At 71.3% G+C, this 24129-nt stretch carries 19 protein-coding genes and 1 pseudogene; 9 read left to right on the top strand and 11 right to left on the bottom strand.

Annotated elements, in window-relative coordinates:
- Window positions 1-325: 325 nt before the first annotated feature.
- Window positions 326-1315 carry a malate dehydrogenase gene (locus tag ACFYZB_RS17520; RefSeq protein ID WP_351210587.1) on the top strand — a complete coding sequence of 330 codons (990 nt, stop codon included), beginning with the start codon at window positions 326-328 and terminating at the stop codon, window positions 1313-1315.
- Window positions 1316-1390: 75 nt separating this feature from the next.
- On the opposite strand, the gene ACFYZB_RS17515 is transcribed toward ACFYZB_RS17520, so the two are convergent.
- A complete protein-coding gene (locus ACFYZB_RS17515) occupies window positions 1391-2854 on the bottom strand; it encodes an MFS transporter (protein WP_388759226.1) in 1464 nt (487 codons plus the stop codon).
- Window positions 2855-2956: 102 nt separating this feature from the next.
- Between ACFYZB_RS17515 and ACFYZB_RS17510 the strand changes: the two genes are divergently transcribed.
- On the top strand, window positions 2957-3937 hold the full coding sequence (locus ACFYZB_RS17510; protein ID WP_388759224.1) for a LysR family transcriptional regulator: 981 nt from the start codon (window positions 2957-2959) through the stop codon (window positions 3935-3937).
- Between the two features lie 160 nt (window positions 3938-4097).
- On the opposite strand, the gene ACFYZB_RS17505 is transcribed toward ACFYZB_RS17510, so the two are convergent.
- On the bottom strand, window positions 4098-4709 hold the full coding sequence (locus ACFYZB_RS17505; protein WP_351210593.1) for a DUF2637 domain-containing protein: 612 nt from the start codon (window positions 4707-4709) through the stop codon (window positions 4098-4100).
- Window positions 4710-5166: 457 nt separating this feature from the next.
- On the opposite strand from ACFYZB_RS17505, the gene ACFYZB_RS17500 reads away from it, so the two are divergent.
- From ACFYZB_RS17500 to ACFYZB_RS17480, 5 genes are read left to right on the top strand one after another with little or no spacing between them, the layout of a single operon-like run.
- Window positions 5167-6687 (top strand): aldehyde dehydrogenase family protein, encoded by a 1521-nt coding sequence (locus tag ACFYZB_RS17500; protein WP_388759222.1) that lies wholly within the window; start codon window positions 5167-5169, stop codon window positions 6685-6687.
- Window positions 6688-6733: 46 nt separating this feature from the next.
- Window positions 6734-8266 (top strand): GMC family oxidoreductase, encoded by a 1533-nt coding sequence (locus ACFYZB_RS17495; RefSeq protein ID WP_388759220.1) that lies wholly within the window; start codon window positions 6734-6736, stop codon window positions 8264-8266.
- Window positions 8263-9363 carry a glycine betaine/L-proline ABC transporter ATP-binding protein gene (locus ACFYZB_RS17490; protein ID WP_388759218.1) on the top strand — a complete coding sequence of 367 codons (1101 nt, stop codon included), beginning with the start codon at window positions 8263-8265 and terminating at the stop codon, window positions 9361-9363. The genes ACFYZB_RS17495 and ACFYZB_RS17490 overlap by 4 nt, the downstream gene beginning before the upstream one ends.
- Window positions 9363-11291 (top strand): ABC transporter permease, encoded by a 1929-nt coding sequence (locus ACFYZB_RS17485; protein WP_388759216.1) that lies wholly within the window; start codon window positions 9363-9365, stop codon window positions 11289-11291. The genes ACFYZB_RS17490 and ACFYZB_RS17485 overlap by 1 nt, the downstream gene beginning before the upstream one ends.
- Window position 11292: 1 nt before the next feature.
- On the top strand, window positions 11293-12252 hold the full coding sequence (locus ACFYZB_RS17480) for an ABC transporter substrate-binding protein (protein ID WP_388759214.1): 960 nt from the start codon (window positions 11293-11295) through the stop codon (window positions 12250-12252).
- 6 nt (window positions 12253-12258) lie between these two features.
- Here ACFYZB_RS17480 and ACFYZB_RS17475 read toward each other — a convergent pair whose 3' ends face one another.
- Both ACFYZB_RS17475 and ACFYZB_RS17470 read right to left on the bottom strand, forming a co-directional pair.
- On the bottom strand, window positions 12259-13011 hold the full coding sequence (locus ACFYZB_RS17475) for an isocitrate lyase/phosphoenolpyruvate mutase family protein (RefSeq protein ID WP_388759212.1): 753 nt from the start codon (window positions 13009-13011) through the stop codon (window positions 12259-12261).
- On the bottom strand, window positions 13008-13517 hold the full coding sequence (locus tag ACFYZB_RS17470) for a carboxymuconolactone decarboxylase family protein (RefSeq protein WP_388759210.1): 510 nt from the start codon (window positions 13515-13517) through the stop codon (window positions 13008-13010). Before ACFYZB_RS17470 ends, ACFYZB_RS17475 begins: the two co-directional genes overlap by 4 nt.
- Before the next feature lie 47 nt (window positions 13518-13564).
- Between ACFYZB_RS17470 and ACFYZB_RS17465 the strand changes: the two genes are divergently transcribed.
- Window positions 13565-14959, top strand: coding sequence for a PLP-dependent aminotransferase family protein (locus ACFYZB_RS17465; RefSeq protein ID WP_388759208.1), 1395 nt, complete (start codon window positions 13565-13567; stop codon window positions 14957-14959).
- A gap of 174 nt (window positions 14960-15133) precedes the next feature.
- On the opposite strand, the gene ACFYZB_RS17460 is transcribed toward ACFYZB_RS17465, so the two are convergent.
- The 6 genes from ACFYZB_RS17460 to ACFYZB_RS17435 form a co-directional block, all read right to left on the bottom strand.
- On the bottom strand, window positions 15134-15451 hold the full coding sequence (locus tag ACFYZB_RS17460) for a hypothetical protein (protein ID WP_388759206.1): 318 nt from the start codon (window positions 15449-15451) through the stop codon (window positions 15134-15136).
- 178 nt (window positions 15452-15629) lie between these two features.
- A complete protein-coding gene (locus ACFYZB_RS17455) occupies window positions 15630-16298 on the bottom strand; it encodes a recombinase family protein (protein WP_388759204.1) in 669 nt (222 codons plus the stop codon).
- A gap of 218 nt (window positions 16299-16516) precedes the next feature.
- Complete coding sequence (locus ACFYZB_RS17450) at window positions 16517-17533, bottom strand: zinc-dependent alcohol dehydrogenase family protein (protein ID WP_388759202.1); 1017 nt, start codon at window positions 17531-17533, stop codon at window positions 16517-16519.
- 33 nt (window positions 17534-17566) lie between these two features.
- A complete protein-coding gene (locus ACFYZB_RS17445; protein WP_388759200.1) occupies window positions 17567-17965 on the bottom strand; it encodes a cupin domain-containing protein in 399 nt (132 codons plus the stop codon).
- Window positions 17966-17997: 32 nt separating this feature from the next.
- Window positions 17998-18324 carry a carboxymuconolactone decarboxylase family protein gene (locus tag ACFYZB_RS17440; protein ID WP_388759198.1) on the bottom strand — a complete coding sequence of 109 codons (327 nt, stop codon included), beginning with the start codon at window positions 18322-18324 and terminating at the stop codon, window positions 17998-18000.
- 88 nt (window positions 18325-18412) lie between these two features.
- Entirely contained in the window at window positions 18413-19801 is a 1389-nt protein-coding gene (locus ACFYZB_RS17435) for an MFS transporter (RefSeq protein ID WP_388759196.1), read from the bottom strand.
- 154 nt (window positions 19802-19955) lie between these two features.
- Here ACFYZB_RS17435 and ACFYZB_RS17430 point away from each other — a divergent pair, with 154 nt between their 5' ends.
- A complete protein-coding gene (locus tag ACFYZB_RS17430; protein WP_388759194.1) occupies window positions 19956-20858 on the top strand; it encodes a helix-turn-helix transcriptional regulator in 903 nt (300 codons plus the stop codon).
- A 9-nt stretch (window positions 20859-20867) separates the two neighbouring features.
- Here the strand turns inward: ACFYZB_RS17430 and ACFYZB_RS17425 are convergent.
- Window positions 20868-23981 (bottom strand): annotated as a pseudogene (locus ACFYZB_RS17425) (Tn3 family transposase).
- Between the last annotated feature and the right edge of the window lie 148 nt (window positions 23982-24129).

Here is a 24129-nt window from a genome sequence, read left to right as displayed (position 1 = left end):
TGTGGGGAATCGGGGGGATGAAAATCCGGGGCCGGGTGCATGGTGGGACGGATTCTGGGCACGCGGCCCAGTACCCCCCCACGGGAGTCCGGCGATCCGGTACCCCCACCTGGCGGCCGCCTTCGTCCTCTCCCCCTCTCCCGGACGGGCGGCCGCCCCTTCGTTCGACACAGTTCCGACTTGTGGGGTGATCCACACGGCCCCGGACGTCTCGCATGCCGGATGCGCGATAGCCTGACCGCTGGATCGATCTCTTGACGCCAAGAGATCGATCATCCGCCCGGGGCCGGGACGCCCCACCGCCAGCTGTCATACGGAGAACGCCATGACCCGCACTCCCGTGAACGTCACCGTCACCGGCGCGGCCGGCCAGATCGGTTACGCCCTGCTCTTCCGCATCGCCTCCGGCCAGCTGCTCGGCGCGGACGTGCCGGTGAAGCTGCGCCTGCTGGAGATCACCCCGGCGCTCAAGGCCGCCGAGGGCACGGCCATGGAGCTGGACGACTGCGCCTTCCCGCTGCTCCAGGGCATCGACATCACGGACGACCCGAACGTCGCCTTCGACGGCACCAACGTAGCCCTCCTGGTGGGCGCCCGCCCCCGTACCAAGGGCATGGAGCGCGGTGACCTGCTCGAGGCCAACGGCGGCATCTTCAAGCCCCAGGGCAAGGCCATCAACGACCACGCCGCGGACGACATCAAGGTCCTCGTCGTCGGCAACCCGGCCAACACCAACGCGCTCATCGCGCAGGCCGCCGCGCCGGACGTCCCGGCCGAGCGCTTCACCGCGATGACCCGCCTGGACCACAACCGCGCGCTCACGCAGCTCGCGAAGAAGACGGGCTCGACGGTCGCCGACATCAAGCGCCTGACCATCTGGGGCAACCACTCCGCCACCCAGTACCCGGACATCTTCCACGCCACGGTCGCCGGCAAGAACGCCGCCGAGGTCGTGAACGACGAGAAGTGGCTGGCCGAGGACTTCATCCCGACCGTCGCCAAGCGCGGTGCCGCGATCATCGAGGCCCGCGGTGCCTCGTCGGCCGCCTCCGCCGCCAACGCCGCGATCGACCACGTCTACACCTGGGTCAACGGCACGGCCGAGGGCGACTGGACGTCCATGGGCATCCCGTCGGACGGCTCCTACGGCGTCCCGGAGGGCCTGATCTCCTCCTTCCCGGTCACCACCAAGGACGGCAAGTACGAGATCGTCCAGGGCCTGGACATCAACGAGTTCTCCCGTGCGCGCATCGACGCGTCCGTGAAGGAGCTCGAGGAGGAGCGCGAGGCGGTTCGCGGCCTCGGCCTCATCTAGCAGTTCGGATTCACGGCAAGCTCGGCATCCCGCCGTGGGGGTGCCGAGCTTTTGCCGTGTACGGGTGTGCGCCGGCTACGCGCCGTGGGTCTGCGAGGCCGTTGCCGGGTGCCGGTCCGTTGTGGTTGCTCGCGCCCGCGCGGCGGCAGCCGCATGTCCAGCAGAGCCCCGCGCCCCCTCGGGGCGCCTCCGTTCGGGGCGCTTTCCGTACCCCGCCACCACCAGCGCCGTGGCCGCCAGCACCACCACCCCCACCGTCCGCAGGGCCGGCCCCATGCCGTGCAGCAGGTCGGCGTGGGACGACAGAACCGTGCCGGTGACCGCCACCCCCAGCGCCGCCCCCGTCTCCCGGGCGGTCGTGCCCAGGCCCGAGCCGAGGCCTGCCTGGTGGGGCGGGAGTGAGGTGACCACGCCGATGGTCAGGGCCGGCATGGACAACCCGGCACCTGCCGAGATGACCAGGAGCCAGCAGACGAACACCGCGTACGGCGTGCCCGCGTCGGCCGTGGACGCGCCGAGCAGGCCGAGGCCGATGAGGGCGAGACCCGCGCCGATGACCGGGCGGGGACGGCCGGCCCAGCGGGTGGCCAGCTTCTGGGCCACGGCCATCCCGAAGACCAGGGGCATGATCGCCACGCCCGTGACGGCGGCGCCGAAGCCCTTCACACCCTGCAGGTACTGCGAGTTGACGAAGAACAGGGAGAACAGGCCGAAGAACGCGGTGGCCGTGCCGAGCGAGGCCGACCGCAGCCGGGGCGAGGCGAAGACACGCGGGTCGAACAGCGGGGTGGCCGAGCGCAGGGCGTGGCCGGTGAAGGCGGCGACCAGCAGCGCGCCCGCCGCGAAGGCGCCGAGGATGCGGGCGGACGTCCAGCCGTAGGACGGGCCCTCGATGATGCCGAACAGGGCCGCCACCAGGCCCGCGGTGAGCAGCAGGGTGCCGAGCGGGTCGGGGCGGGCGGCGCCGGAGCGCTCGGTGCGCGGGACCGTGACCGAGGCGGCCACCGCGAGGACGACGGCGAGCGGGACCATCACCGCGAACAGGGCGCGCCAGGTCAGGAACTGCCCGGCCAGGCCGCCGCCCAGGTTGCCGGCCGCTCCGCCCAGACCGATCGACAGCGTCCAGGCGCCCATCGCACGGGCCCGGTGCTCCGGCGCGGACAGCTGCATGAGGATCGACAGCGTCGCCGGGGTGATCAGTGCGGCACCGGCGCCGGACAGGCCCCGCCCCGCTATCAGGACGGCCGGGCCGGTCGCGAGCGCGCTGGTGGCGGCGCCCGCCGCGAACAGGGCGAGCCCGGCGAGCAGGGCGCCCTTGCGGCCGTACCGGTCGCCGAGCGCGCCGGCCGGGATGAGCAGGCCCGCGAAGACGATGACGTAGGCGTCGACCGTCCACAGGATCTCGGTGTGCGAGGGGTGCAGCGACGACGAACTCAGCTGCGGGATGAGGAGGTTGATGGCGGCGACCATGCTCTGGGCGACCAGGACGCAGGCGCACAGCGCGAGCAGGGTGGGGCGTTTCAGGGCGTGCGCGGGCACGGCTCCTCCCGGGAGCTTCGGTGGGTGGTGTGGGCTGCGCCCTCACCGTAGGCTCGTCGGTGACCTGCTTTCCAGTGCAACCTTCGCAAGGGATGCCTGCACATGACGCAATCCGCCGGACTGGACCTGAATCTGCTGGTCGCGCTGGACGTGCTGCTGGAGGAACAGAGCGTGCAGGGCGCCGCCCGCCGGCTGCATCTGTCCGAGCCCGCCATGAGCCGCACCCTCGGCCGGATCCGCAAGGCGCTCGGCGATCCGATCCTGGTGCGGGCCGGGCGTCAGATGGTGCCCACTCCGCACGCGCTGGCCGTACGGGCCGAGGTGGGCGCGGTGGTGGAGCGGGCCCGGGCCCTGTTCGCGCCGGGCCGCGACACCGACCTGCGAACCGTCTCCCGTACCTTCACGATCGTCGGCCACGACGCGATCTCCGCCACCCACGGCGCCGCCCTCTTCGCCCGCGCCGCGCGTGAGGCGCCCGGTGTCCGGCTGCGTTTCCTGTCCGAGAGCCACGTGGACCTGCCGTTCCTGCGCCAGGGCACCGCCGACCTGGAGATCGGGGTGATCGACACGGTCGCGCCCGAGGTGCACCGGGAGACGGTGTACGAGGAGCGCATGCTGGGCGTCGTACGCCCCGGACACCCCCTGCTCGGCGGGGAGCTGACGCCCGAGCGGTTCGCCGGGGTGGCCGGTCACCTCAGCGTCTCCCGGCGCGGCAGGCAGCGCGGCCCGATCGACGACGCCCTGGCCGAACTCGGCCTGGCCCGCCGGGTGGTGGGCAGCGTCGGCACCTACCCGGCCTCGCTGTTCGTGCTGCGCGAGACCGACCTCATCGGGCTGATCACCACCTACGGCCGCCCGATGGCCGACTCCCTCGGCCTGGTCACCTTCGAGATCCCCCTGCGGCTCCCCTCGATCGAGGTGGGTTTCGCCTGGCACCCCCGGCACGACGCCGACCCCGCCCACGCCTGGCTGCGCGGCTGCGTACGGGAGTTGATGACCGAGGCCTCAGGCCCCGTCCTCGAGAGCCGGCCGCTCTTCGAACCATGCACCCGCACGCCCGGTACATCGCCTGCGCCTCGGTGAGCACGGTGTGCGTGTCCAGCCGTACGACCGCCGGGCCGACCTGATCCGGCAGTCGCTCGACGGCCGCGTCGGCGAGGACCCGCCGGCCGGCTACCGGGCGTGGTAGCCGGCCGGCGGGTCCTCGTTCACGGTGTGGACGGTGTGGAGGCGGTGCGCCCCTTCACGGGGTGGGATCCGGCGGATCGTTGTTCGTGGCGTGCCGGGGGCGGTTCCTGGTCGAGATCTGGCCGACGAGTTCCCAGAAACACACCAGAGCGGTGACCGGCGGAATTCCGAAGATCACTAACGAGAGCAGCGCATGCGAGGAGTGGCTCACGCACAGCGCCACGGCCATCGCGGAAGCGGCCAGCACCACGCACCAGGAGCGCCGCGCGCTGCGACGCTGAGCGGTGGCCCGCAGGACGGAAAGGGCGGCCACGAACCACGGCCCGTACACCGTCAGCGGCCAGCACTGCGCCAGTCTCGTCGGCAGCACCGACGAGGCGATTCCGCGCAGCTGCCAGTAGGAATAGCAGACGGACCAGCCCAGCATGCACAGCGCGCACACCGTCACCGTCGCGATCAGCAACGTGATGTGGGTGAGGCTCCGGCCGCCGTCGAGCAGATGGGACTCGTGACGGACCCGCCGGCGGTTGCTCCGGCGCGGGGACGGCATGTCCAGGGGAGTGACCGGGCTGACGCTGGTGGGCGTGGACAGTATCTGGGCCAGTTCCTCGACCGGGTCCCAGTCGTTCGGCGCGATGTCCTGGTCCGGGACGTTCCAGGTCTCCATCGATTTACCTCCGTACCCCCGCCTCAGGATGCCCTGTACAGAGCCGCCATCGTCCGCCGGTATTCATTTTCCATCGTGTTGATTTTCGTAAGGAAATCATCGAGCAGGTCCGAGCACGACGTGACGTCCGTATCGCCGCTCCAGCGCAGCATGGTCGTCCTATGATCCTCGGCCGCGTGCCAGTCCAATCGCATCACGGTCACCTAACGACGGCCGGTGGAGGTGGGCTTTGGGGCATTCGGGGGAATTGTAAATACACAGGCAATTGTATTCCGTGAATACTGCAATTAAATGGTCGACGTGTTGAGTGATCGGGTGCGGCTCGATGTGACGCCGCGCACTTTCCGTCATCGATTGCGCATGCGAGCCGCCGGTCCTGGGCAGGCGGCGACGGTCCCCGGGCGTGGCACGCATGTGACACAGGGGCATCGATCAGGAACGGAAGGCAACACCGAACATGGCGGACAGAACGGCACGACAGGCCCAGGCGACCATCCACGCGGGCGGCGAGTGGCTGGCAGCGGTCTCCGGCGCGACGCGCGAGATCCTCGACCCCGCGGACGCCCGGCCGTTCGCCGTGGTCGCCGAGGGTGACGAGAAGGACGCCGAGCGTGCGGTGGCCGCCGCGCGGCACGCCTTCGACCACGGCCCCTGGCCGCTCACCCCGGTCGCCGAACGCGCCGCGCTGCTGCGCCGCGTCGCCGACCTCCTCGTGCGCGACCGGGAGGAGCTGGGCCGGCTGGAGAGCCGGGACGCGGGCAAGACCGTCGAGGAGGGCCGGATCGACATCGACTGTGTCGCCGACGCCTTCCGCTACTTCGCCGACCTGGTCGCCGCCGAGGCGCCGGGCCGGGTGGTGGACGCGGGTTCCCCCGACATCCACAGCGTCGTCGTGCACGAGCCGGTCGGTGTCTGCGCGCTGATCACCCCCTGGAACTACCCGCTCCTGCAGGCCAGTTGGAAGATCGCCCCGGCGCTCGCCGCCGGCAACACCTTCGTGATCAAGCCCAGCGAGATCACCCCGATGACCACCGTCGCGCTGATCGAGCTGCTGGCGGAGGCGGGTCTGCCCGCAGGGGTGGCCAACCTCGTCACGGGTCCCGGCCACACCGTCGGCGCCCGGCTCGCCGAGCACCCCGACGTCGACCTGGTCTCCTTCACCGGCGGCCTGGTCAGCGGCACCAAGGTGGCCCAGGCCGCCGCCCCGACGGTGAAGAAGATCGCCCTCGAACTCGGCGGCAAGAACCCCAACGTCGTCTTCGCCGACGCCTGCGCCACCGAGGAAGGCTTCGACACCGCCGTCGACCAGGCCCTCAACGCCGCCTTCATCCACAGCGGCCAGGTCTGCTCGGCCGGCGCCCGGCTCATCGTCGAGGAGTCCGTCCGCGAGCGCTTCGTCGCCGAACTCGCCCGCCGCGCCCAGCAGATCAGGCTCGGGCGCGGCACCGCGGACGGCGTCGAGTGCGGCCCGCTCGTCTCGGAGCAGCAGCGCGCCAAGGTCGAGGCGTACGTCGCCTCCGCGCTCGCGGAGGGCGCCGTACTGCGCTGCGGCGGCAAGCGGCCGGAGCCGTCGGCGGAGCGCCCCGAAGCCGGGTACTTCTACGAGCCGACGGTTCTCGACGCCTGCCACCGCGAGATGAAGGTCGTCCGCGAGGAGGTCTTCGGCCCGGTCCTCACCGTCGAGACCTTCCGCACCGAGGAGGAGGCCGTCCGCCTCGCCAACGACACGGAGTACGGCCTCGCCGGTGCCGTCTGGACCGCCGACGCGGGCAGGGCCCGCCGCGTCGCCGGCCGGCTGCGCCACGGCACCGTCTGGATCAACGACTTCCACCCCTACCTGCCGCAGGCGGAGTGGGGAGGCTTCGGCAAGAGCGGCACCGGCCGTGAGCTGGGGCCCGCCGGACTCGCCGAGTACCGCGAGACCAAGCACGTCTACCAGAACCTCGCGCCGAAGCCGGTGCGCTGGTTCGCCGGCTGAGCCCACTCCTCGCCCTCACGGAAACACCCCCTGGAGAAGTACCCCCATGTCCCACACCCCCCACGTCTACGACTACGTCGTCATCGGCGGCGGCACCGCGGGCTCCGTCATAGCCTCCCGGCTCACCGAGAACCCGGACGTCACCGTCGCCGTCATCGAGGGCGGCCCGAGCGACGTCGGCCGCGACGACGTCCTCACCCTGCGCCGCTGGATGGGCCTGCTCGGCGGCGACCTCGACTACGACTACCCGACGGTGGAGCAGCCCCGCGGCAACTCCCACATCCGGCACAGCCGCGCCCGCGTGCTCGGCGGCTGCTCCTCCCACAACACCCTGATCTCCTTCAAGCCGCTGCCGTCCGACTGGGACGAGTGGGAGGCGGCCGGCGCCAAGGGGTGGGGCGCCGTCCCCATGGAGGCGTACTTCGCCCGTCTGAAGAACAACATCGTCTCCGTCGACGAGAAGGACCGGAACGCCATCGCCCGGGACTTCGTGGACGCCGCCCAGGCCGCGCTCGGCGTCCCCCGCGTGGAGGGCTTCAACAGGAAGCCGTTCACGGAGGGTGTCGGCTTCTTCGACCTCGCCTACCACCCCGAGAACAACAAGCGGTCGAGCGCGTCCGTGGCCTACCTGCACCCGGTGATGGACGAACGCCCGAACCTGACCATCCTGCTGGAGACCTGGGCGTACAGGCTGGAGATCACCGGGGGCCGGGCCGAGGGCGTCCACGTGCGCACCAAGGACGGCGAGGAGTTGCTGGTACGGGCCCGCCGCGAGGTCGTCCTGAGCGCCGGCGCGGTCGACTCGCCCCGTTTGCTGCTGCACTCGGGCATCGGCCCCCGCGAGGACCTTGAAGAGCTGGGCATCCCCGTCGTCCACGACCTGCCGGGCGTCGGCGAGAACCTGCTGGACCACCCCGAGTCGGTCATCGTCTGGGAGACCCACGGCCCGATCCCGGAGAACTCCGCGATGGACTCCGACGCGGGCCTGTTCGTGCGCCGCGACCCCGGACACGCGGGCCCCGACCTGATGTTCCACTTCTACCAGGTCCCGTTCACGGACAACCCGGAGCGCCTCGGCTACGAGCGCCCCTCGTACGGCGTCTCGATGACCCCGAACATCCCCAAGCCGAGGAGCCGCGGCCGCCTCTATCTCACCAGCGCCGACCCGTCCGTCAAGCCCGCCCTGGACTTCCGCTACTTCACCGACGAGGACGACTACGACGGCCGGACCCTGGTCGACGGCATCCGCATCGCCCGTGAGATCGCGAAGACCGAGCCGCTGGCGGGCTGGCTCAAGCGCGAGGTCTGCCCCGGCCCCGAGGTCCGGGACGACGCCGAACTGAGCGAGTACGCCCGCAAGGTCGCGCACACCGTCTACCACCCGGCCGGCACCTGCAGGATGGGCGCCGCCGACGACGAACTCGCCGTAGTGGACCCGGAGCTGAAGATCCGCGGCCTCGACGGCATCCGCATTGCCGACGCGTCCGTCTTCCCCACCATGACCGCCGTCAACCCGATGATCGGGGTGCTCATGGTCGGGGAGAAGGCCGTCGACCTGATCGGAGGTGACGCCCGATGACCCTCACCGTCCCCACGCGCAAGCCGCCCACCACCGACACGCCGGTCTTCTCGGTCTCCGGCCTGTGGAAGGTCTTCGGACCCAAGCCGCAGCGGATCCCCGACGACCCCGAACTGGCCGCCCTCGAACCCGCCGACCTGCGCGCCCGCACGGGCTGCACGGCGGCCGTCCGCGACGTCTCCTTCGACGTCCGCAAGGGCGAGGTCTTCGTGGTCATGGGCCTGTCGGGCTCCGGCAAGTCCACCCTGGTCCGCTGCCTGACCCGGCTGATCGAGCCGACGGCGGGCACGATCTCCATCGACGGCGAGGACGTCCGCGCGATGGACAAGGCCCGCCTGCGCGAACTGCGCCGGCACCGGGCCGCCATGGTCTTCCAGCACTTCGGCCTGCTCCCGCACCGCACGGTCCTCGACAACGTGGCCTACGGCCTGGAGATCCAGGGCGTCGGCAAGGCCGAGCGGCGCGAGCGGGCCGCCGAGGTCGTCGCCAAGGTCGGCCTCGACGGCATGGAGCACCGCCGCCCCGCCCAGCTCTCCGGCGGCCAGCGCCAGCGGGTGGGTCTCGCACGGGCGTTGGCGGTCGACCCCGAGGTACTGCTCTTCGACGAGCCGTTCAGCGCCCTCGACCCGCTCATCCGGCGCGACATGCAGGACGAGGTGGCCCGCCTGCACCGCGAGGAGGGCCGCACGATGGTCTTCATCACCCACGACCTGTCCGAGGCCCTCAAGCTGGGCGACCGCATCGCCCTGATGCGCGACGGCAAAGTTGTCCAACTGGGCACCCCGGAGGAGATCGTCGGCTCCCCGGCCGACGACTACGTCCGCGAGTTCGTCCGGGACGTCCCGCGCGAGCAGGTGATGACGGTGCGTACGGCGATGAAGCCGGGCGACTGCGGCGGTAAGGAGCACCCGGGCGCCCTCACTCCGGACGCGGTGGTCGCGGACGCCATCAGGACCGTGGCCGAGACCGGCACCCCGGCGTGCGTGGTGGAGGACGGCACCTGCGTCGGAACCGTGGACCACGAGCTCCTGCTGGACGTCGTGGCAGGCATCGACGTGGGCGTACCCGGCCCCCGCACCAGCCCGGAGGCCGTCTGATGGCAACGCTCAGTCTCCCGACCTCCCGTACCGCCACACCCCGCATCCTGAGGAGCCGTACCGCGGGCAAACTCCTCCTGCTCGCGCTCGTCACCGCCGTACTGCTGCCCCTGCTCCACGGCGGCTCGTGGCCCCGGCATCTGACCGTCAGCCTGGACAAGCCGCTCACCAGCGCCAGCAACTGGGTCATCGACAACCGCGACAGCCACCCGCTGTTCCTCTACTTCTTCGGCTACATCAGCAACGCTGTCGTCATGGCCGTACGCGCGGTGTACCTCACCCTGCTCGCCGCGGGCTGGGCCGGCGTCACGGCGTTCGGCGCCCTGCTCGCCTGGCGTTTCGCGGGCCCCCGGCTCGCCGCCGGCACCGCGACCGCCTTCCTGGCCTGTGGCGCACTGGGCATGTGGGTGCCGACCATGCAGACCCTCGCGCTGATGGTCGTGGCGGTCCTCGCCTCCGTGGTCGTCGGGGCACTCCTCGGCCTCGCCGCCGGCCTGTCCGACCGACTGGACCGCGCGCTGCGCCCCGTCCTGGACACCATGCAGGTGCTCCCGGCCTTCGCCTACCTCCTCCCCGTCGTCCTGGTCTTCGGCATCGGCGTCCCCGCGGCCGTCCTCGCCACCGTCGTGTACGCCGCCCCGCCGATGGCCCGGCTCACCGCGCTCGGCCTGCGCGGCGCCGACCCCGAAGTCCTGGAGGCCGTGGAGTCGCTCGGCGCGACCCGCCGCCAGCGGCTGCTGACCGCCCGGATCCCGCTGGCCCGCGGGGAACTCCTCCTCGGCCTCAACCAGACGATCATGATGGCGCTGTCCATGGCCGTCATCGCCTCGGTCATCGGCGCCGGCGGCCTCGGTGACCGCGTCTACCAGGCGCTCGCCTCCGTCGACGTCGGCCAGGCCCTCGCCGCCGGCATCCCGATCGTGCTGCTGGCGGTCGTGCTGGACCGGGTGACCGCGGCCGCGGGGGACGACCGTACGACGCACCCCCGGACCATCGGCTGGCCGTACGCCCTCGCCGTCACCGTGGCCGCCGCCCTGGCCGCCCGGCTCCTCGGCCGCCTCGACTGGCCCTCCGGCTGGACCCTGGACATCGCCGAACCGGTCGACCGCGCCGTCGACTGGATGACCAACCACCTCTACTCCGGCGTCCCGGTCATCGGCGGCACGGCCGACTGGGCGGGCCACTTCACCACCTGGGTCCTGGACCCCGTGCGCGGCGGCCTGCAGTGGCTGCCCTGGTGGTCGGTGCTGCTGATCGTCGCCGCCCTGGCCTGGTCGATCGGCACCTGGCGCACCGCCCTGACCGCCGTCCTCGCCATGGCCGCCATCGGCGTGCTCGGCGTCTGGGATCCGGCCCTCGACACGCTCTCCCAGGTGCTGGCCGCCGTCGCCGTGACCCTGGTCCTCGGTTTCGCGACCGGTGTCGCCGCCGCCCGCAGCGACCGCGTCGAACGCGCCCTGCGCCCCGTCCTGGACGTCTTCCAGACCATGCCGCAGTTCGTGTACCTGATCCCGGTCGTCGCCCTGTTCGGCGTCGGCCGCGCCCCCGCCGTCGCCGCGGCCGTCGTCTACGCGCTGCCGGCCGTCGTCCGGATCACCGCCCAGGGCCTGCGCCAGGTCGACCCGGCCGCGCTGGAGTCGGCGCGCTCGCTCGGCGCGACCGGCCGGCAGCAGCTGTGGCAGGTCCAACTCCCGCTCGCCAGGCGGTCCTTGCTGCTCGCCGTCAACCAGGGCGTGGTCCTGGTCCTCGCCGTCGTCATCATCGGCGGCCTGGTCGGCGGCGGCGCCCTCGGCTACAACGTGGCCTTCGGCCTCGCCCAGGGCGACCTGGCGACCGGCCTGGTGGCCGGTGCCGCGATCGTCTGCCTGGGCCTGATGCTGGACCGGGTGACCCAGCCCACCGAGCGACGCGCGAAGAAGGGAGCCTGACATGCGACGCCGTACGACCACCGCTGCCGTGCTGGGCTCGCTGGTGCTGCTGACCGCGACCGGCTGCGGTGCCGCCGACATGACCAAGCAGGCCAGCCCGTTCGCCAACGCCCAGGGCTCGAGGACCGTCACCCTGTCCGTGCAGTCCTGGGTCGGCGCCCAGTCCAACGTGGCCGTCGCCCAGTACCTGCTGGAGCACAAGCTGGGCTACCGCGTCGACACCGTGCAGGTCGACGAGGTGCCCGCCTGGGACGCGCTCAGCCAGGGCCGGGTCGACGCCATCCTGGAGGACTGGGGCCACCCGGACCAGGAGAAGCGGTACGTCGAGGACAAGAAGACGATCCGGCGGGGCGGCGGCCTCGGGGTGACCGGTCACATCGGCTGGTTCGTGCCGACGTACCTCGCCCAGCAGCACCCGGACATCACCGACTGGAAGAACCTCGACAAGTACGCCTCCCTCTTCCGCACCGCGGAGAGCGGCGGCAAGGGCCAGCTGATGGACGGCTCCCCGTCGTACGTCACCAACGACAAGGCCCTGGTGAAGAACCTGAAGCTGGACTACCAGGTCGTCTTCGCCGGCTCCGAGGCCGCCCAGATCACCCAGATGAAACAGTTCGCCAAGCAGAAGAAGCCCTTCCTGACCTACTGGTACGCCCCCCAGTGGCTGTTCAAGAAGGTCCCCATGACGGAGGTGAAGCTGCCGCCGTACAAGGAGGGCTGCGACGCGGACGCGGCGAAGGTGGCCTGCGCCTACCCGCACACCCCGCTGCAGAAGTACCTCAACGCCGGGTTCGCCAGGTCCGGGGGCAAGGCGGCGGCCTTCCTGAAGAAGTTCAGCTGGACGACCGAGGACCAGAACGAGGTCTCCCTGATGATCGCCGACCAGAAGCTGTCGCCCCAGGACGCGGCGAAGAAGTGGGTGGACAGCCACCCGTCCGTGTGGAAGAAGTGGCTGTCCTGACCCCCCTCAGCCCCTGAGGGCGTCGGCGGTGTCCCGGACCGCCGCGGTGGCCCGCCGCTGGAGTCCCGGACCGAACGTGATGCGGGTGGCCCCGAGTTCGCCGAGTCCGGCGGGCGAGGGGCCCTCCCCGTCCAGGCGGGCCAGCGCGTTCAGCGGACCCTGGATCCCGGCCCGCAGCAGCGGCAGTACGTCGGCGGGGGCGAGGATCGGGTAGATGCAGTCGGCGCCCGCCGCGACGTACAGCGCGGCGCGCTCGATGGCCCGCTCGGGATCCTTGTCGCCGTGCACGAAGACGTCGACGCGGGCGTTGACGAACAGCCGGTCGGCGGCGGCCGAGCGGACCTCGGCGAGGAAGGCGGCCTGCTCGTGCGGGTCCTTGAGGACACCCCCGTCGGAGTCCTCGAGGTTGCAGCCGACGGCGCCGGCCTCCAGCAGACGCTCCACGATCTCCTTCGGAGCGAGCCCGTACCCGCTCTCGATGTCCGCCGACACCGGCACGTCCACCGCCCGCGCGATCCGGGCGACCGCGGCGAACATCTCGTCGGCCGGGGTCGCCCCGTCCGCGTGCCCGAGCGAGGCGGCCACGCCGGCGCTCGGCGTGGCCAGCGCCGGGAACCCGGCCTCCTCGAGGACACGCGCACTGGCCGCGTCCCAGGGACCGGGCAGGACCAGCGGGTCGCCCTGGGGGCGGTTGCGGTGCAGCGCCCGGAACACGTCCACCTTGCGCTCCGCGGCCCGCTCCCGCCCGCCGTGGCTCACTTGTGCTGTCCGGGCTCGTAGTGGCCCGGGGCCATCCGGGTGGTCACGCCGAACCGGTTCCAGGCGTTGATCACCGTGATCGCGGCGATCAGCCGGGCCAGCTCGGCCTCCTCGAAGTGCTTGGCGGCCTTCTCGTACACCTCGTCCGGCACGAAGCCGTCCGTCAGCACGGTGACCGCCTCGGTCAGCTCGATCGCCGCCAGCTCCTTCTCCGTGTAGAAGTGCCGCGACTCCTCCCACGCGCTGAGCTGCACGATCCGCTGGACGCTCTCGCCGGCCGCCAGTGCGTCCTTGGTGTGCATGTCCAGGCAGAACGCGCAGTGGTTGAGCTGCGAGGCGCGGATCTTCACCAGCTCGTACAGCGCGGGGTCCAGGCCCTGCCGGGCCGCCGCGTCGAGCCGGACCATCGCCTTGTAGACCTCGGGGGCGTGCTCGGTCCAGCGCATGCGCGGGGTGTGCTCGGGGGCGTACTCGACGGTCTTCTCGGTGCTGGTCTCTGTGCTCATGCCCTCGACCCTATGAGTGAGGCAGCCCAGGAGTATGGTCCATTCCCATGGCGAAACCTTGGGCCACTCTGGGCGTCGACCTGCACCTCGAACCGTCCGGCTCCGGCGGGCTGCGCCGGGGCCTGACCGATGCCCTGCGCGAGGCCGTCCGCACCGGCCGCCTCGCCCCCGGCACCCGGCTGCCCTCCTCCCGCTCCCTCGCCGCCGACCTCGGCATCGCCCGCAACACCGTCGCCGAGGCCTACGCGGACCTGGTGGCGGAGGGCTGGCTCACCGCCCGGCAGGGCTCGGGCACACGGGTGGCGGAGCTGGCGGCGACTGTGCCCTCCGGCAGGGGCGCGGGACCCCGCCACCGCGAGCCCGACCGGCCGACGTACAGCCTCCTGCCCGGCGCCCCCGACCTCGCCGCCTTTCCGCGCACCGAGTGGCTCAGGGCCGCCCGCCGCGCCCTGGCCACCGCCCCGTACGACGCCCTCGGCTACGGCGACCCGCGGGGCAGGCCCGAACTCCGCACCGCCCTCGCGGGGTACCTCGCACGGGTGCGCGGCGTCCGCGCCGACCCGGAGTCGGTGCTGATCACCTCCGGCTTCGCCCACGCCCTGCGGATCACCGGCACGCTGCTCGCGGCGCGCGGGGTGCGCACGGTGGCGGTCGAGTCGTACGGCCTCGACACCTACTGGAACCTGCTCCAGCAGTCCGGCCTCGCCACACCCGCCCTCCCGTACGACCGACTCGGCACGGACACCGGCGGGTTGGGCGACGCGGGTGCGGTCCTGCTGACCCCCGCCCACCAGTTCCCCATGGGCACGCCCCTGCAGCCGGAACGACGGGCCGCGGTGATCGACTGGGCGCGGCGCACCGGCGGCCTGATCCTGGAGGACGACTACGACGGAGAGTTCCGCTACGACCGCCAGCCCGTCGGCGCCCTCCAGGGCCTCGACCCCGACCGTGTGATCTACTTCGGCACCGCCAGCAAGTCACTGGCCCCCGGGCTGCGACTGGGCTGGATGGTGCTGCCGCCGTCCCTGGCCCAGGAGGCGGCCTCGGCCAAGGGCGGCACCGACACCGTGGGGGCGCTGGAGCAGCTCACCCTCGCCGAGTTCATCACCTCCGGCGCGTACGACCGCCATGTCCGCTCCTCCCGCCTGCGCTACCGGCGCCGCCGCGACGCCCTCGCCGCCGCCGTCTCCACCCGCGCCCCCGAGGTGACGGTCACCGGCATCGCCGCCGGCCTGCACGCGGTGCTGCGCCTGCCGCCCGGCCTGGAACAGCCGGTGATCCAGGCCGCGACCTGGCAGGGCCTGGCCCTTCACGGCCTCTCCTTCCACCGCCATCCCCAGGCCCTCACCGAGCCGTTGGACGCCCTGGTCGTGGGCTATGCGACACCACCGGACAGCGCGTGGGCGGGTGCGTTGGGGGCGTTGTGCAGGGTGTTGCCGTAGGAACCGGGCCTGAAATCCACTCAGCGGTGAGCCGGTAGGGAGATCGCCGTTCCCCGTGAAATCCCGTCGAACACACCCGAGGGCCCGCCGGAGAAAACCCGACGGACCCTCTGGAGGTCGGCCCTACCTCATTGCTCCGACTCGATTCGGCCGGTACCGGGGAAAGTGGTTCCGCTATTCACGCGAACCTCCCGCCTCAAGGAACTGCCGGTAAACGAGGTCGAGCAGGGCCGCGTACGCGTGTTGCGCGCGGGCCACGGCCTGGTCGCCGTCCGATGCCGTGTCAGCGAGCCGATCGATTCGCTCCATCAACTCTTCCAGCATCGCCGGCACGTCGACCGGAGCAGGCTTGAAGATGCCGCTTTCCACGAATCGGACCACGGTCGTCACGTACTCGTCGGCTTCCGCCAGATCGCTGTGCGCCAGGATCAGGTCCTTCGTCGATCCCTTCCGGGGGAACGGCAGGTTGAGCCAGAGAGTGTAGGCGTCCATGAAACCGAGCATCATGTCTTCCCCCGCTTCTCATGGTTCTCGTCGTACCAGAAGGAAACGATTCGTCCATCCGGCCCGATCATCCCGCCCATACCCCCGTGGGGATCGGTGTACTTCACCGGGTGTGAGTAGTTGAGGTGCAGGAAATCCCGGTGAGAACGATCTTGCTGGGGTTCGCCTACCTCGTACGACTTTCGAGCTGCCGGGGGACGGTGCCGGCACGCAGTTCCCGCAGGTCGGGGATGTGGTTGTAGAGGGTGCCCGGGGAGACGCCGAGGAGCTTGGCGATCGAGGTGATCGAGCGGCCGGGGTCGGGCAGCAGGTCGCGGGCGGCCCGGATGACTTCCTCGGTGGCGACGGTGGGACGTCCGCCGACCCGGCCGCGGGTGCGGGCGGCGGCCAGGCCCTCGTTCGTGCCGATGACGATGAGTTCGCGGATGAACTCCGCCAGGGCGGCGAAGACGTGGAAGACGAGCCGGCCCCCGGGGGTGGTGGTGTCCAGGTTCTCGTGCAGTGAGGTGAAGCCGATCCCGCGCTCGCGCAGCTCGGCGACCATGTTGATGAGGTCCTGGAGGCTGCGGCCGTAACGGTCGAGCGAGGGGACCACGAGGGTGTCGCCGGTGTCGAGGAAGGCGTGGCACGCCTTCAACTCGGGGCGGAGCGCGTTCTTGCCGGACTTCTTGTCCGCGAAGATCTTCCGGCACCCGGCGACGGTGAGCGCGTCGAGCTGCCGTTCGAGCTTCTGCCCGCCGGTCGAGACTCGGGCGTACCCGATCTTGATCTCGGTGCGGACGAGCGGCTCGGCGACGAGGAGGTCCGGCTCGTCGGCCGGTTCGAGGGCGGTCATGGCCCCGGAGCATGTCAGAAAACGGTGCTTGCGGGTTGTTGAATGACCTCGGTTTTTGAAGGAGTTTTTGAGGGCCTGACGGGGTCCGGGCGGGGCCGCAGCGCGATCTTCAGAAAACGAAGGTTATTTGAAGGAACTGGCGGTCGGTGGAGCTCCCGCGGTCTCACCGACCAGACCTCGGCGGACCGCAAGGAGGCCCCCCTTGTCTCCGGTGGTGGTCAGGGACGGAGAAGAGTCTTGATGGCGCTGCGTTCGTCCATGGCCTTGTAGCCTTCGGCGGCCTGGTCGAGGGGCAGGGTGAGGTCGAAGACGCGGCCGGGGTTGATGCGGCCGGTCATGGCGCGGTCGATGAGGTCGGGCAGAAAGCGGCGTACGGGGGCGGGGCCGCCCTGGACGGCGACGTGGGAGTAGAACAGGGCGGTGCCGTCGATCTGGACGCCGTGCGGCACACCGGCGATGCCCACACCACCGCCGGGCCGGGTGGAGTTCAGGGCCTGCTGGGTGGACTGGTCGGTGCCGACGCATTCCAGGACGCGGTCGGCGCCGATGCCGCCGGTCATGTCCTTGATGCGGGTCACGCCTTCCTCACCGCGTTCGGTGACGATGTCGGTGGCGCCGAACTCGGTGGCGAGCATCTGGCGGCTCTCGTGGCGGGACATGGCGATGATGCGTTCGGCGCCGAGTTCGCGTGCGGCGAGGACGGCGGACAGCCCGACGGCTCCGTCACCGACGACCGCGACGGTGTCGCCGCGCTGTACTCCGGCGGCGACGGCGGCCCACCAGCCGGTACCCATGACGTCGGAGCAGGCCAGCAGGTCGGGCACCTGGGCGTCGGTGGGTAGATCGGGGGTGGCGACCATGGTGCCGTCGGCCCACGGGATGCGGATGTACTCTGCCTGGCAGCCGCCGACGAACTCCCGGTTGAGGCAGTTGCTGGGGTAGCCGTTACGGCAGTTGGCGCAGGTGCCGTCGCTGGCGAAGAAGGAACCGACGACGAACTGGCCCGGCCGCACGGTGGTGACGTCGTCACCGACCTCTTCGACGATGCCGACGTACTCGTGGCCGATGGGGGCGGGGCCCTTGGCGGGGTTGATGCCGCGGTAGTCCCACAGGTCCGAGCCGCACACGCAGGTGGCGAAGGTGCGGATGACCGCGTCGGTGGGCTTGAGGATGGTGGGGGCGTCGCGCTCTTCTACGCGGACGTCGCCCGGTCCGTACAGGACGGTGGCACGCATGGCGGGTGCTCCTTGCTGTCGCTGGGGAAGGGATCAGAGTTCGCGGGTGCGGGGGCCGGCGTATTCGGCGTCGGTGACGTGGTCGAGCCAGTCGACGTCGTCGCCTTCCCACAGGGCGATGTGGGTCATGAAGTGGTCGGGGGCGGCACCGTGCCAGTGCTCCTCACCCGGCGGGGTCCAGATCACCTGGCCCGGGTGGGCTTCAAAAATCTTGCCGCCGCGGGACTGGATCAGGGCGATGCCCTCGACGATGTAGAGGGTCTGGCCGATGCCGTGGGAGTGCCAGGCCGTGCGGGCACCGGGAGCGAAGTGCACCGCGTTCGCCCGCGCCCGGGACGGCTCCTCGCCGCGGTAGATCACGTCGGCCCAGGCGTCGCCGGTGAACATCTTCTCGGGCAGCTTGGCGGTGGCGGGACGCGTGCGCAGTTCCATCAGGTGGCTCCTTGAGCGAGGTAGGGGGTGGGTCAGCTGGTGAAGAGGTCCTTGGCGACGGCCATGGCGGACATGGCGCGCGGCCAGCCGGTGTAGAAGGCGAGGTGGGTGATGGCCTCGATCAGCTGGGCCTCGGTGACGCCGTTGTCCTTGGCGCGCCCCAGGTGGTGGCGCAGCTGCTCGGTGCTGCCGCCGGTGACCAGACTCGCCACGGTGATCAGCGAGCGGTCGCGCGGGTCGAGGCCGGGGCGCTCCCACACCTCGCCGAACAGGACGTCGTCGGTGAAGTGCACCAGTTGCGGGGCGAAGTCGCCGAACATCTTCGCCGCGCCCGAGGCGCGATCGGTGTTGCCAGACATGGGTGAGATCCCTGTCGTCGGGCCCCGCAACGGCGGGACGATGAGCTATGGGTGGTGCCGGACTGTCCCGCGGTCGGCGTGGCTTGGGTCAGGCGCGATGCCGGGCGGCGGCCATGCGGGTGGCGGCCAGCGCCGCTGCCAGAGCGACGAGGGCGGCCAGGGTGAGGCTGATGCGCAGGCCGTGCTGGAAGCCGGACGTGCTGGAGATCAGGGCGCCGAAGACGGCCACGGCCAGGGCGCCGCCGATCTGGCGGCTGGTGTTGAACACCCCGCTGGCGGTGCCGGTCTGCTCGGCCGGCACGTGCTCCAGCAGCACCGCGGTGGTCGGCGGCATCACCAGCGGGCCGGCCAGCCCGACCGGGATCAGCAGCAGGGCGCTGGCCCACACCGGTGCCGAGGCCGGCAGTACGGCCAGGGCGATCGATCCGGCCGCGATCAGCACCAGCCCGGCGATGACCGGCACGCGGGGGCCGGTGCGCTCCGCGATCCGTGCGGAGAAGGGGGTCAGGCAGGCGCTGAGCAGCATCATCGGCAAGAACGCGATGCCGGCACCGAGGGCGGACAGGTGGTGCTGCTGCTGGAAGTCGAGGCTGAAGACGAACGGCAGTCCGTAGAAGCCGACCATGAACGCGAAGCCGATGCCGGTGGCGATCACCACCGTGGGGACCCGGAACAGGGACAGCGGCACCATCGGGTGCGCCACCTTGGCCTGCGCCAGCACGAACGCGGCCAGCGCCGCGACCGCGATACCGAGCGAGATCAACACCTTCGGGGCGGTGAACCCTGCCTCGCCGGCCTCGATCGCGCCGAAGGTAAGCCCGCCCATGGCGAGGATGCCGGTGATCTGCCCGATCCAGTCGAACGGTGCCGGACGCGTCGGGGAGTGCGGGCTGCGGGCGAGCAGGGCCAGGGTGAGCAGGCCGACCGGCAGGTTGATGAAGAAGATCATCCGCCAGGAGGCCAGGCTCAGCACACCCCCGAGCACCGGTCCCGCGGCGGCGGCCACGGCGCCGCCCATCGCCCACACCCCCACCGCCCGGGCCCGGCGGGCCGGGTCGGGGAAGGCGTGCCGGACCAGTGCCATCGAGGTCGGCATGGTCACCGCCGCGCCGATGCCCTGCACCACCCGGGCGGCGATGAGGACCGGCAGCGACGGGGCCAGCCCGCACGCCAGCGAGGCGACCACGAACAGGACCAGGCCGCCGGCGAACGCCTTGCGCGCACCGATCCGGTCCGACAGGGCGCCCGCGGACAGCAGCAGGGCGGCGAACATCAACGTGTAGCCGTCGACCACCCACTGCAGGCCGGTGATCCCGCCGCCCAGCGCGTCACGGATCGAGGGCAAGGCCACGTTCACGATCGTCGCGTCCAGTGTGATCACAAAGAAGCCGAGAACGGCGGCGGCCAGCGTCGCCGTGGCGTGCCTGTCAGCCGTACCCACCTCCGGTGAGCGACGCGAGGAAGCGGTGACGGTCATGTCGGCTTGATCCTCTCCAGTGGATGAAACACGCCGGGCCAGACGGTCCGGGCAACACATCCACAGAACCACGCACCAGCTCTGACCTGGGAGTCCTTGCTGGGAGGGGTACTGGCAGGGACCCCCGCACGCGGCACCGGCCTACGCTGGAGCCGTGCCAGCCGACACCGTCCGCGAAGACATCCGCACCTTCCTCACCAGCCGCCGGGCCCGCATCACCCCCAAGGACGCAGGGCTGCCCGACTTCGGCGGGCGGCGACAGGTGGCCGGGCTGCGGCGCTCAGAGGTTGCCCAGCTCGCCGCCATCAGCGTCGAGTACTACACCCGCATCGAACGCGGCAACGTCGGCGGTGTCTCCGAGGACATCCTCGACGCCCTCGCCCGCGCCCTGCGCCTGGACGACGTCGAACGCGCGCACATGGCCGCCCTCGTCCGCGCCGCCAACAACCCCCACCGCGTCCCTGACCGCGACGGCGGCGCCAGCCACGTACGGCCCAGCCTCCAGCAGATCCTCGACGCCATGACCGGGGCAGCCGCCTTCGTCCGCAACGCCCACCTCGACATCCTCGCCACGAACACACTCGCCCGCGCCCTGTACGCAGAGGCCCTCGACAGTGACGAGCAGCCCCCCAACCTGGCCCGCTTCGTCTTCCGCGACCCCCGCGCCCGACGCTTCTACCGCGACTGGGAGGGCATCGCCCACGACGCGGTCGGCAGCCTGCGCACCGAAGCCGCCCGCAACCCCGCCGACACCGACCTCGCCGACCTCATCGACGAACTCGCCAACTGCAGCGAAGAATTCGCCCAGCGCTGGGACGACCACGACGTCGAGTACTACCGCTCCGGCCAGCAGCGCTTCCACCACCCCGACGTTGGCGACCTCGACCTCGACTACGACGCCCTCGAAGTCCCCGCAGACCCCGGCCTCACCATCGTCACTTACACCCTCGCCCCCACCGCGCCCCACGCCACCGCATTCCTACGGCTTTCCCACCCACACCCCAAGGCCCGGTCCGAGACCCCGAGCCCGGCAGCCGACAGCGCCCCACCACGATGACGCCGCCCGTCACTCCGCGTCAGCGTCTTCGATCGCGTCCGGGTCACGGAAGGGGCGCAGGCCCTGCCCGGGGCCGCTGTCCTTGATGTTGAACAGATAGCGGCCCAGGAAGTTGATGTGCCGGTCCTTGAGCGGGGAGAGCCGGGCGACATCCTCGTCCCGGATCTCGTGGCCCTCGGCACGTAGCTGGGCAACGGCGGCGTCGAGGTAGCGGGTGTTCCACAGGACGACGGCGTTGAGGACGAGGCCAAGGGCGGCGAGCTGATCCTCCTGGCCCTCGCGGTACGCCTGACGGATCTGGCCCCGGCCGCCGTGACAGATCGCGCGGGCGAGTCGGTGGCGGGACTCCTGCACGGTCAGCTGCCGGTTCATCAGCCGGCGGTAGGTGTCGTCGACCGGGTCGACCAGGGCAAGCAGGTGCATGGTCTTGTCGATTCGCCCGTACTCGGCGAACGCCGCCCCCAGCGGGGTCGGGTGGCCCTCGCGGCCGAACATCCGCAGCAGGTCGTACGCCCGCACCTGGTTGGTGATGAGTGATCCCGCGACCCGGAGCATGTCGGGCCAGTGCGTCTCAATCCGCTTCAGGTTGACCTTGTTGCAGGCCACCACCTCCAGCGGTCCGTACCCGGCGGCCGGCTCCTCGCCGTCGGGCATGTCGGCCCGCCAGAACCGCTGGTCGGCCACGTCACGGAAGCGCGGGGCGAAGCGGAAGCCGAGCATCTTGTACAGGCCGAAGGCCATGTCGGAGTACGAGGCGTTGTCGGTCGCGACCATCTCCGGCTTCACCCCGCCATCCAGGTTCAGCAGGGTGTCCAGGGTGTAGAGGCTGTCGCGCGGGGTGCCGCGCACGACCATCGCGCCGATCCCGGCGACCTGGTCATTGACGGCGTTGAGCCAGGTCACGCCGCGTTTGTAGCCGTAGTACTTGGGCGAAGGGCCGGTGTTGATGCTCTTGACCGGGACGACGAAGCGCAGGCCGTCGACCGAGGCGAGCAGCCCGCCGCCCCACATCTGGGCCAGCTCGATGCGGGACTGGGCGGTGATCAGCGCGGCGTTCGCCGCGGCGACGGTGTCGGCGCGTACGTAGTTCTGGTCGACGTGGGACAGGCGCGAGCGGGTCAGTGCCTTGTTCTCTGGGTCGGTGACCGGGGTCAGGCCGATGTTGCAGCTCTGCGAGACCAGCAGGGCCACCAGGGAGACAAGCAGGCCCTCCATGCGGGTGCGCCGGTCGGAGACGTGCCCGAAGGAGTCGAGAAACCCGGTCCAGGAGTGGACCTCGAATAGCAGGTCCGGCAGGTCGATCCTGGGGAGCATGGCCTCGGTGGTGGCCTTGAGCCAGGTCAGGGACTCCGGCTCGCCCACCGCACCGAGCTTGTCCACGCTCAGCCGGGCCCGGCCGCCGCCGTCGGGGACGACGACCTCCACCTTCGCCTCGGCGCCGGCCTCGGCCAGCCGGTCGGCCACCTGCCGCCACGCCGCATCGAGTCCGCGGGCGAGCTGGGCCAGGTGCTCGTCGGCGTCCTCGGTCAGGGACAGGCCGGCCAGCACGTCCGACTTCATCGCCTCCCACCGCGGCCCGTCCAGCAGCCGGGCGCGCGGGTCGGCCCGCCGGTTCGACGGAGCGGCGAACACGTCCCGCCGGTTCAGGGCGCGGTGCAGTTGCTCCAGCACGCACACCACGTACGCGTCCCGGTCGACCGCGCCCTGCGGCAGCTTGGTGTTGGAGAACACCGCCCGCTTCCACATCGCCGGGACCAGGTCGGCGTCGACCTCGCGCGGCAGCAGCGGCCGCTCCTTGACCCGCTGGCGCGAGAGCGCGCACAGCCTTCAGCACCCGCCGACCCGCCGGGGCCGCGCCCAGTGCCTCCGACTCGCCCAGCAGCGACAGGAACGGGCGCACCGTGTTGTAGCGCAGGGCGAGCTTCTCGCGCATCGCCGCCTCGGCCGACCCGTCGTCCTCCGGCACCAGGGCCTCCACCGTGGCGACGGCCCCGGCCACCGCCGTACGCGGCACGGCCTCCTCCACCGCCGCCCACAGCGCGGCCACCTCCAGGTTCACCTCGTGCTCGGCGACCAAGTCCAGCTCCTCGGTGAGGATCTTCGACGCCTTCGCCAGGATCCGGGCCGCCTTCTGCAACTGCGGCAGCATCGCCAGGCGCTCCCGCTCCGACGCCCGCCGTGCCGGGGCTGATCAACCGGTTCGCCATCAGCACCGCGAACAGGTCCAACGCGTCGTCGACCGCCTGCGCCTCCAGCTGCCGCACCACCGCCGTCAGCAGGGCCGTGCGCCGCGGCTGCGGAGCCCGCTCGATCGTCTGAGCCTTGCTCAGCTGCCCGTACCGGGCCAGCGTGGACAGCCGGTTCACCGGCACCCGGGACAGGTTCACCCGCCCCAGCGTGAACGCGGAGATCTCCTCCACCCGCTCCATCGCCCGCACCATCGCGGTCCCCGTCGACTTCACCGGCGGCGTGCGCAGCCGCTCCAGCTCCGAGACCCGCCTGCCCTCCGGCACCACCAGCAGCCCGGCCAGCGCCGGCGCGAGCGCCGGATCAGCCCGATCGGTGGCCCGGGCCACCGCCTCGTACAGGCGCCGCTCGGCCGCCGTACGGGCCTCCGACACCTGCCGGGCCAGCACCGACACCCCCGGCAGCAGCACCCGGTTCTTCCGCAGCCACGTCACCGCGTGGTTGAACAATGCCACCGGCCCCTCGGCATGCGTCCACGCCCGCCCGTACAGGAACCCGCGGAACTCCCGACCCCACCGCCGGTCGGTGAAGTCGCGGTACCCGAACCGCTCCTGGATCTGGCTCGTACACCGTCGAGCGCCGCTCGGCGTACCGCTTCACGCACGACGCATCGTCGATCCCGAGCTGGCCGACCAGGTACTCCACGGCCTCCCACGGCACCGCCAGGGGATCCTCCCCCAGGAACCGGCCGACGTAGCGGACCGTGCAGATCTGCATCGCCATCCCCAGCCGGTGAGCGTCCGTACGCCGCAGCGCGATCAGATCACGGTCGTCATCATCGAGGAAGAAGAACCGCTCCAGCTCCGGGCGCGTGGGCACCTCGGTGAACGTCCCGTACGCCTCGGCCTGCTCATCAGTCAGAAACTCCACCGGCACGAAACGGACCGTAGCCAGCACCGACGACCGTCAGACGATCTTTCCGCGAACCCCAGCGGACCCTCCCGCCGGCGTGCTAGCCGACCATGATCGTTCTCACCGGGATTTCCTGTACCTCAACTATCAGACCCGTCACAGTCGGCAGGGA

It is taken from the genome of Streptomyces sp. NPDC001852 (assembly GCF_042891825.1).
Lineage (GTDB): Bacteria > Actinomycetota > Actinomycetes > Streptomycetales > Streptomycetaceae > Streptomyces.
Note: the sequence above shows the minus strand (reverse complement) of the source record. Positions and strands in the feature narration are given on the sequence as shown.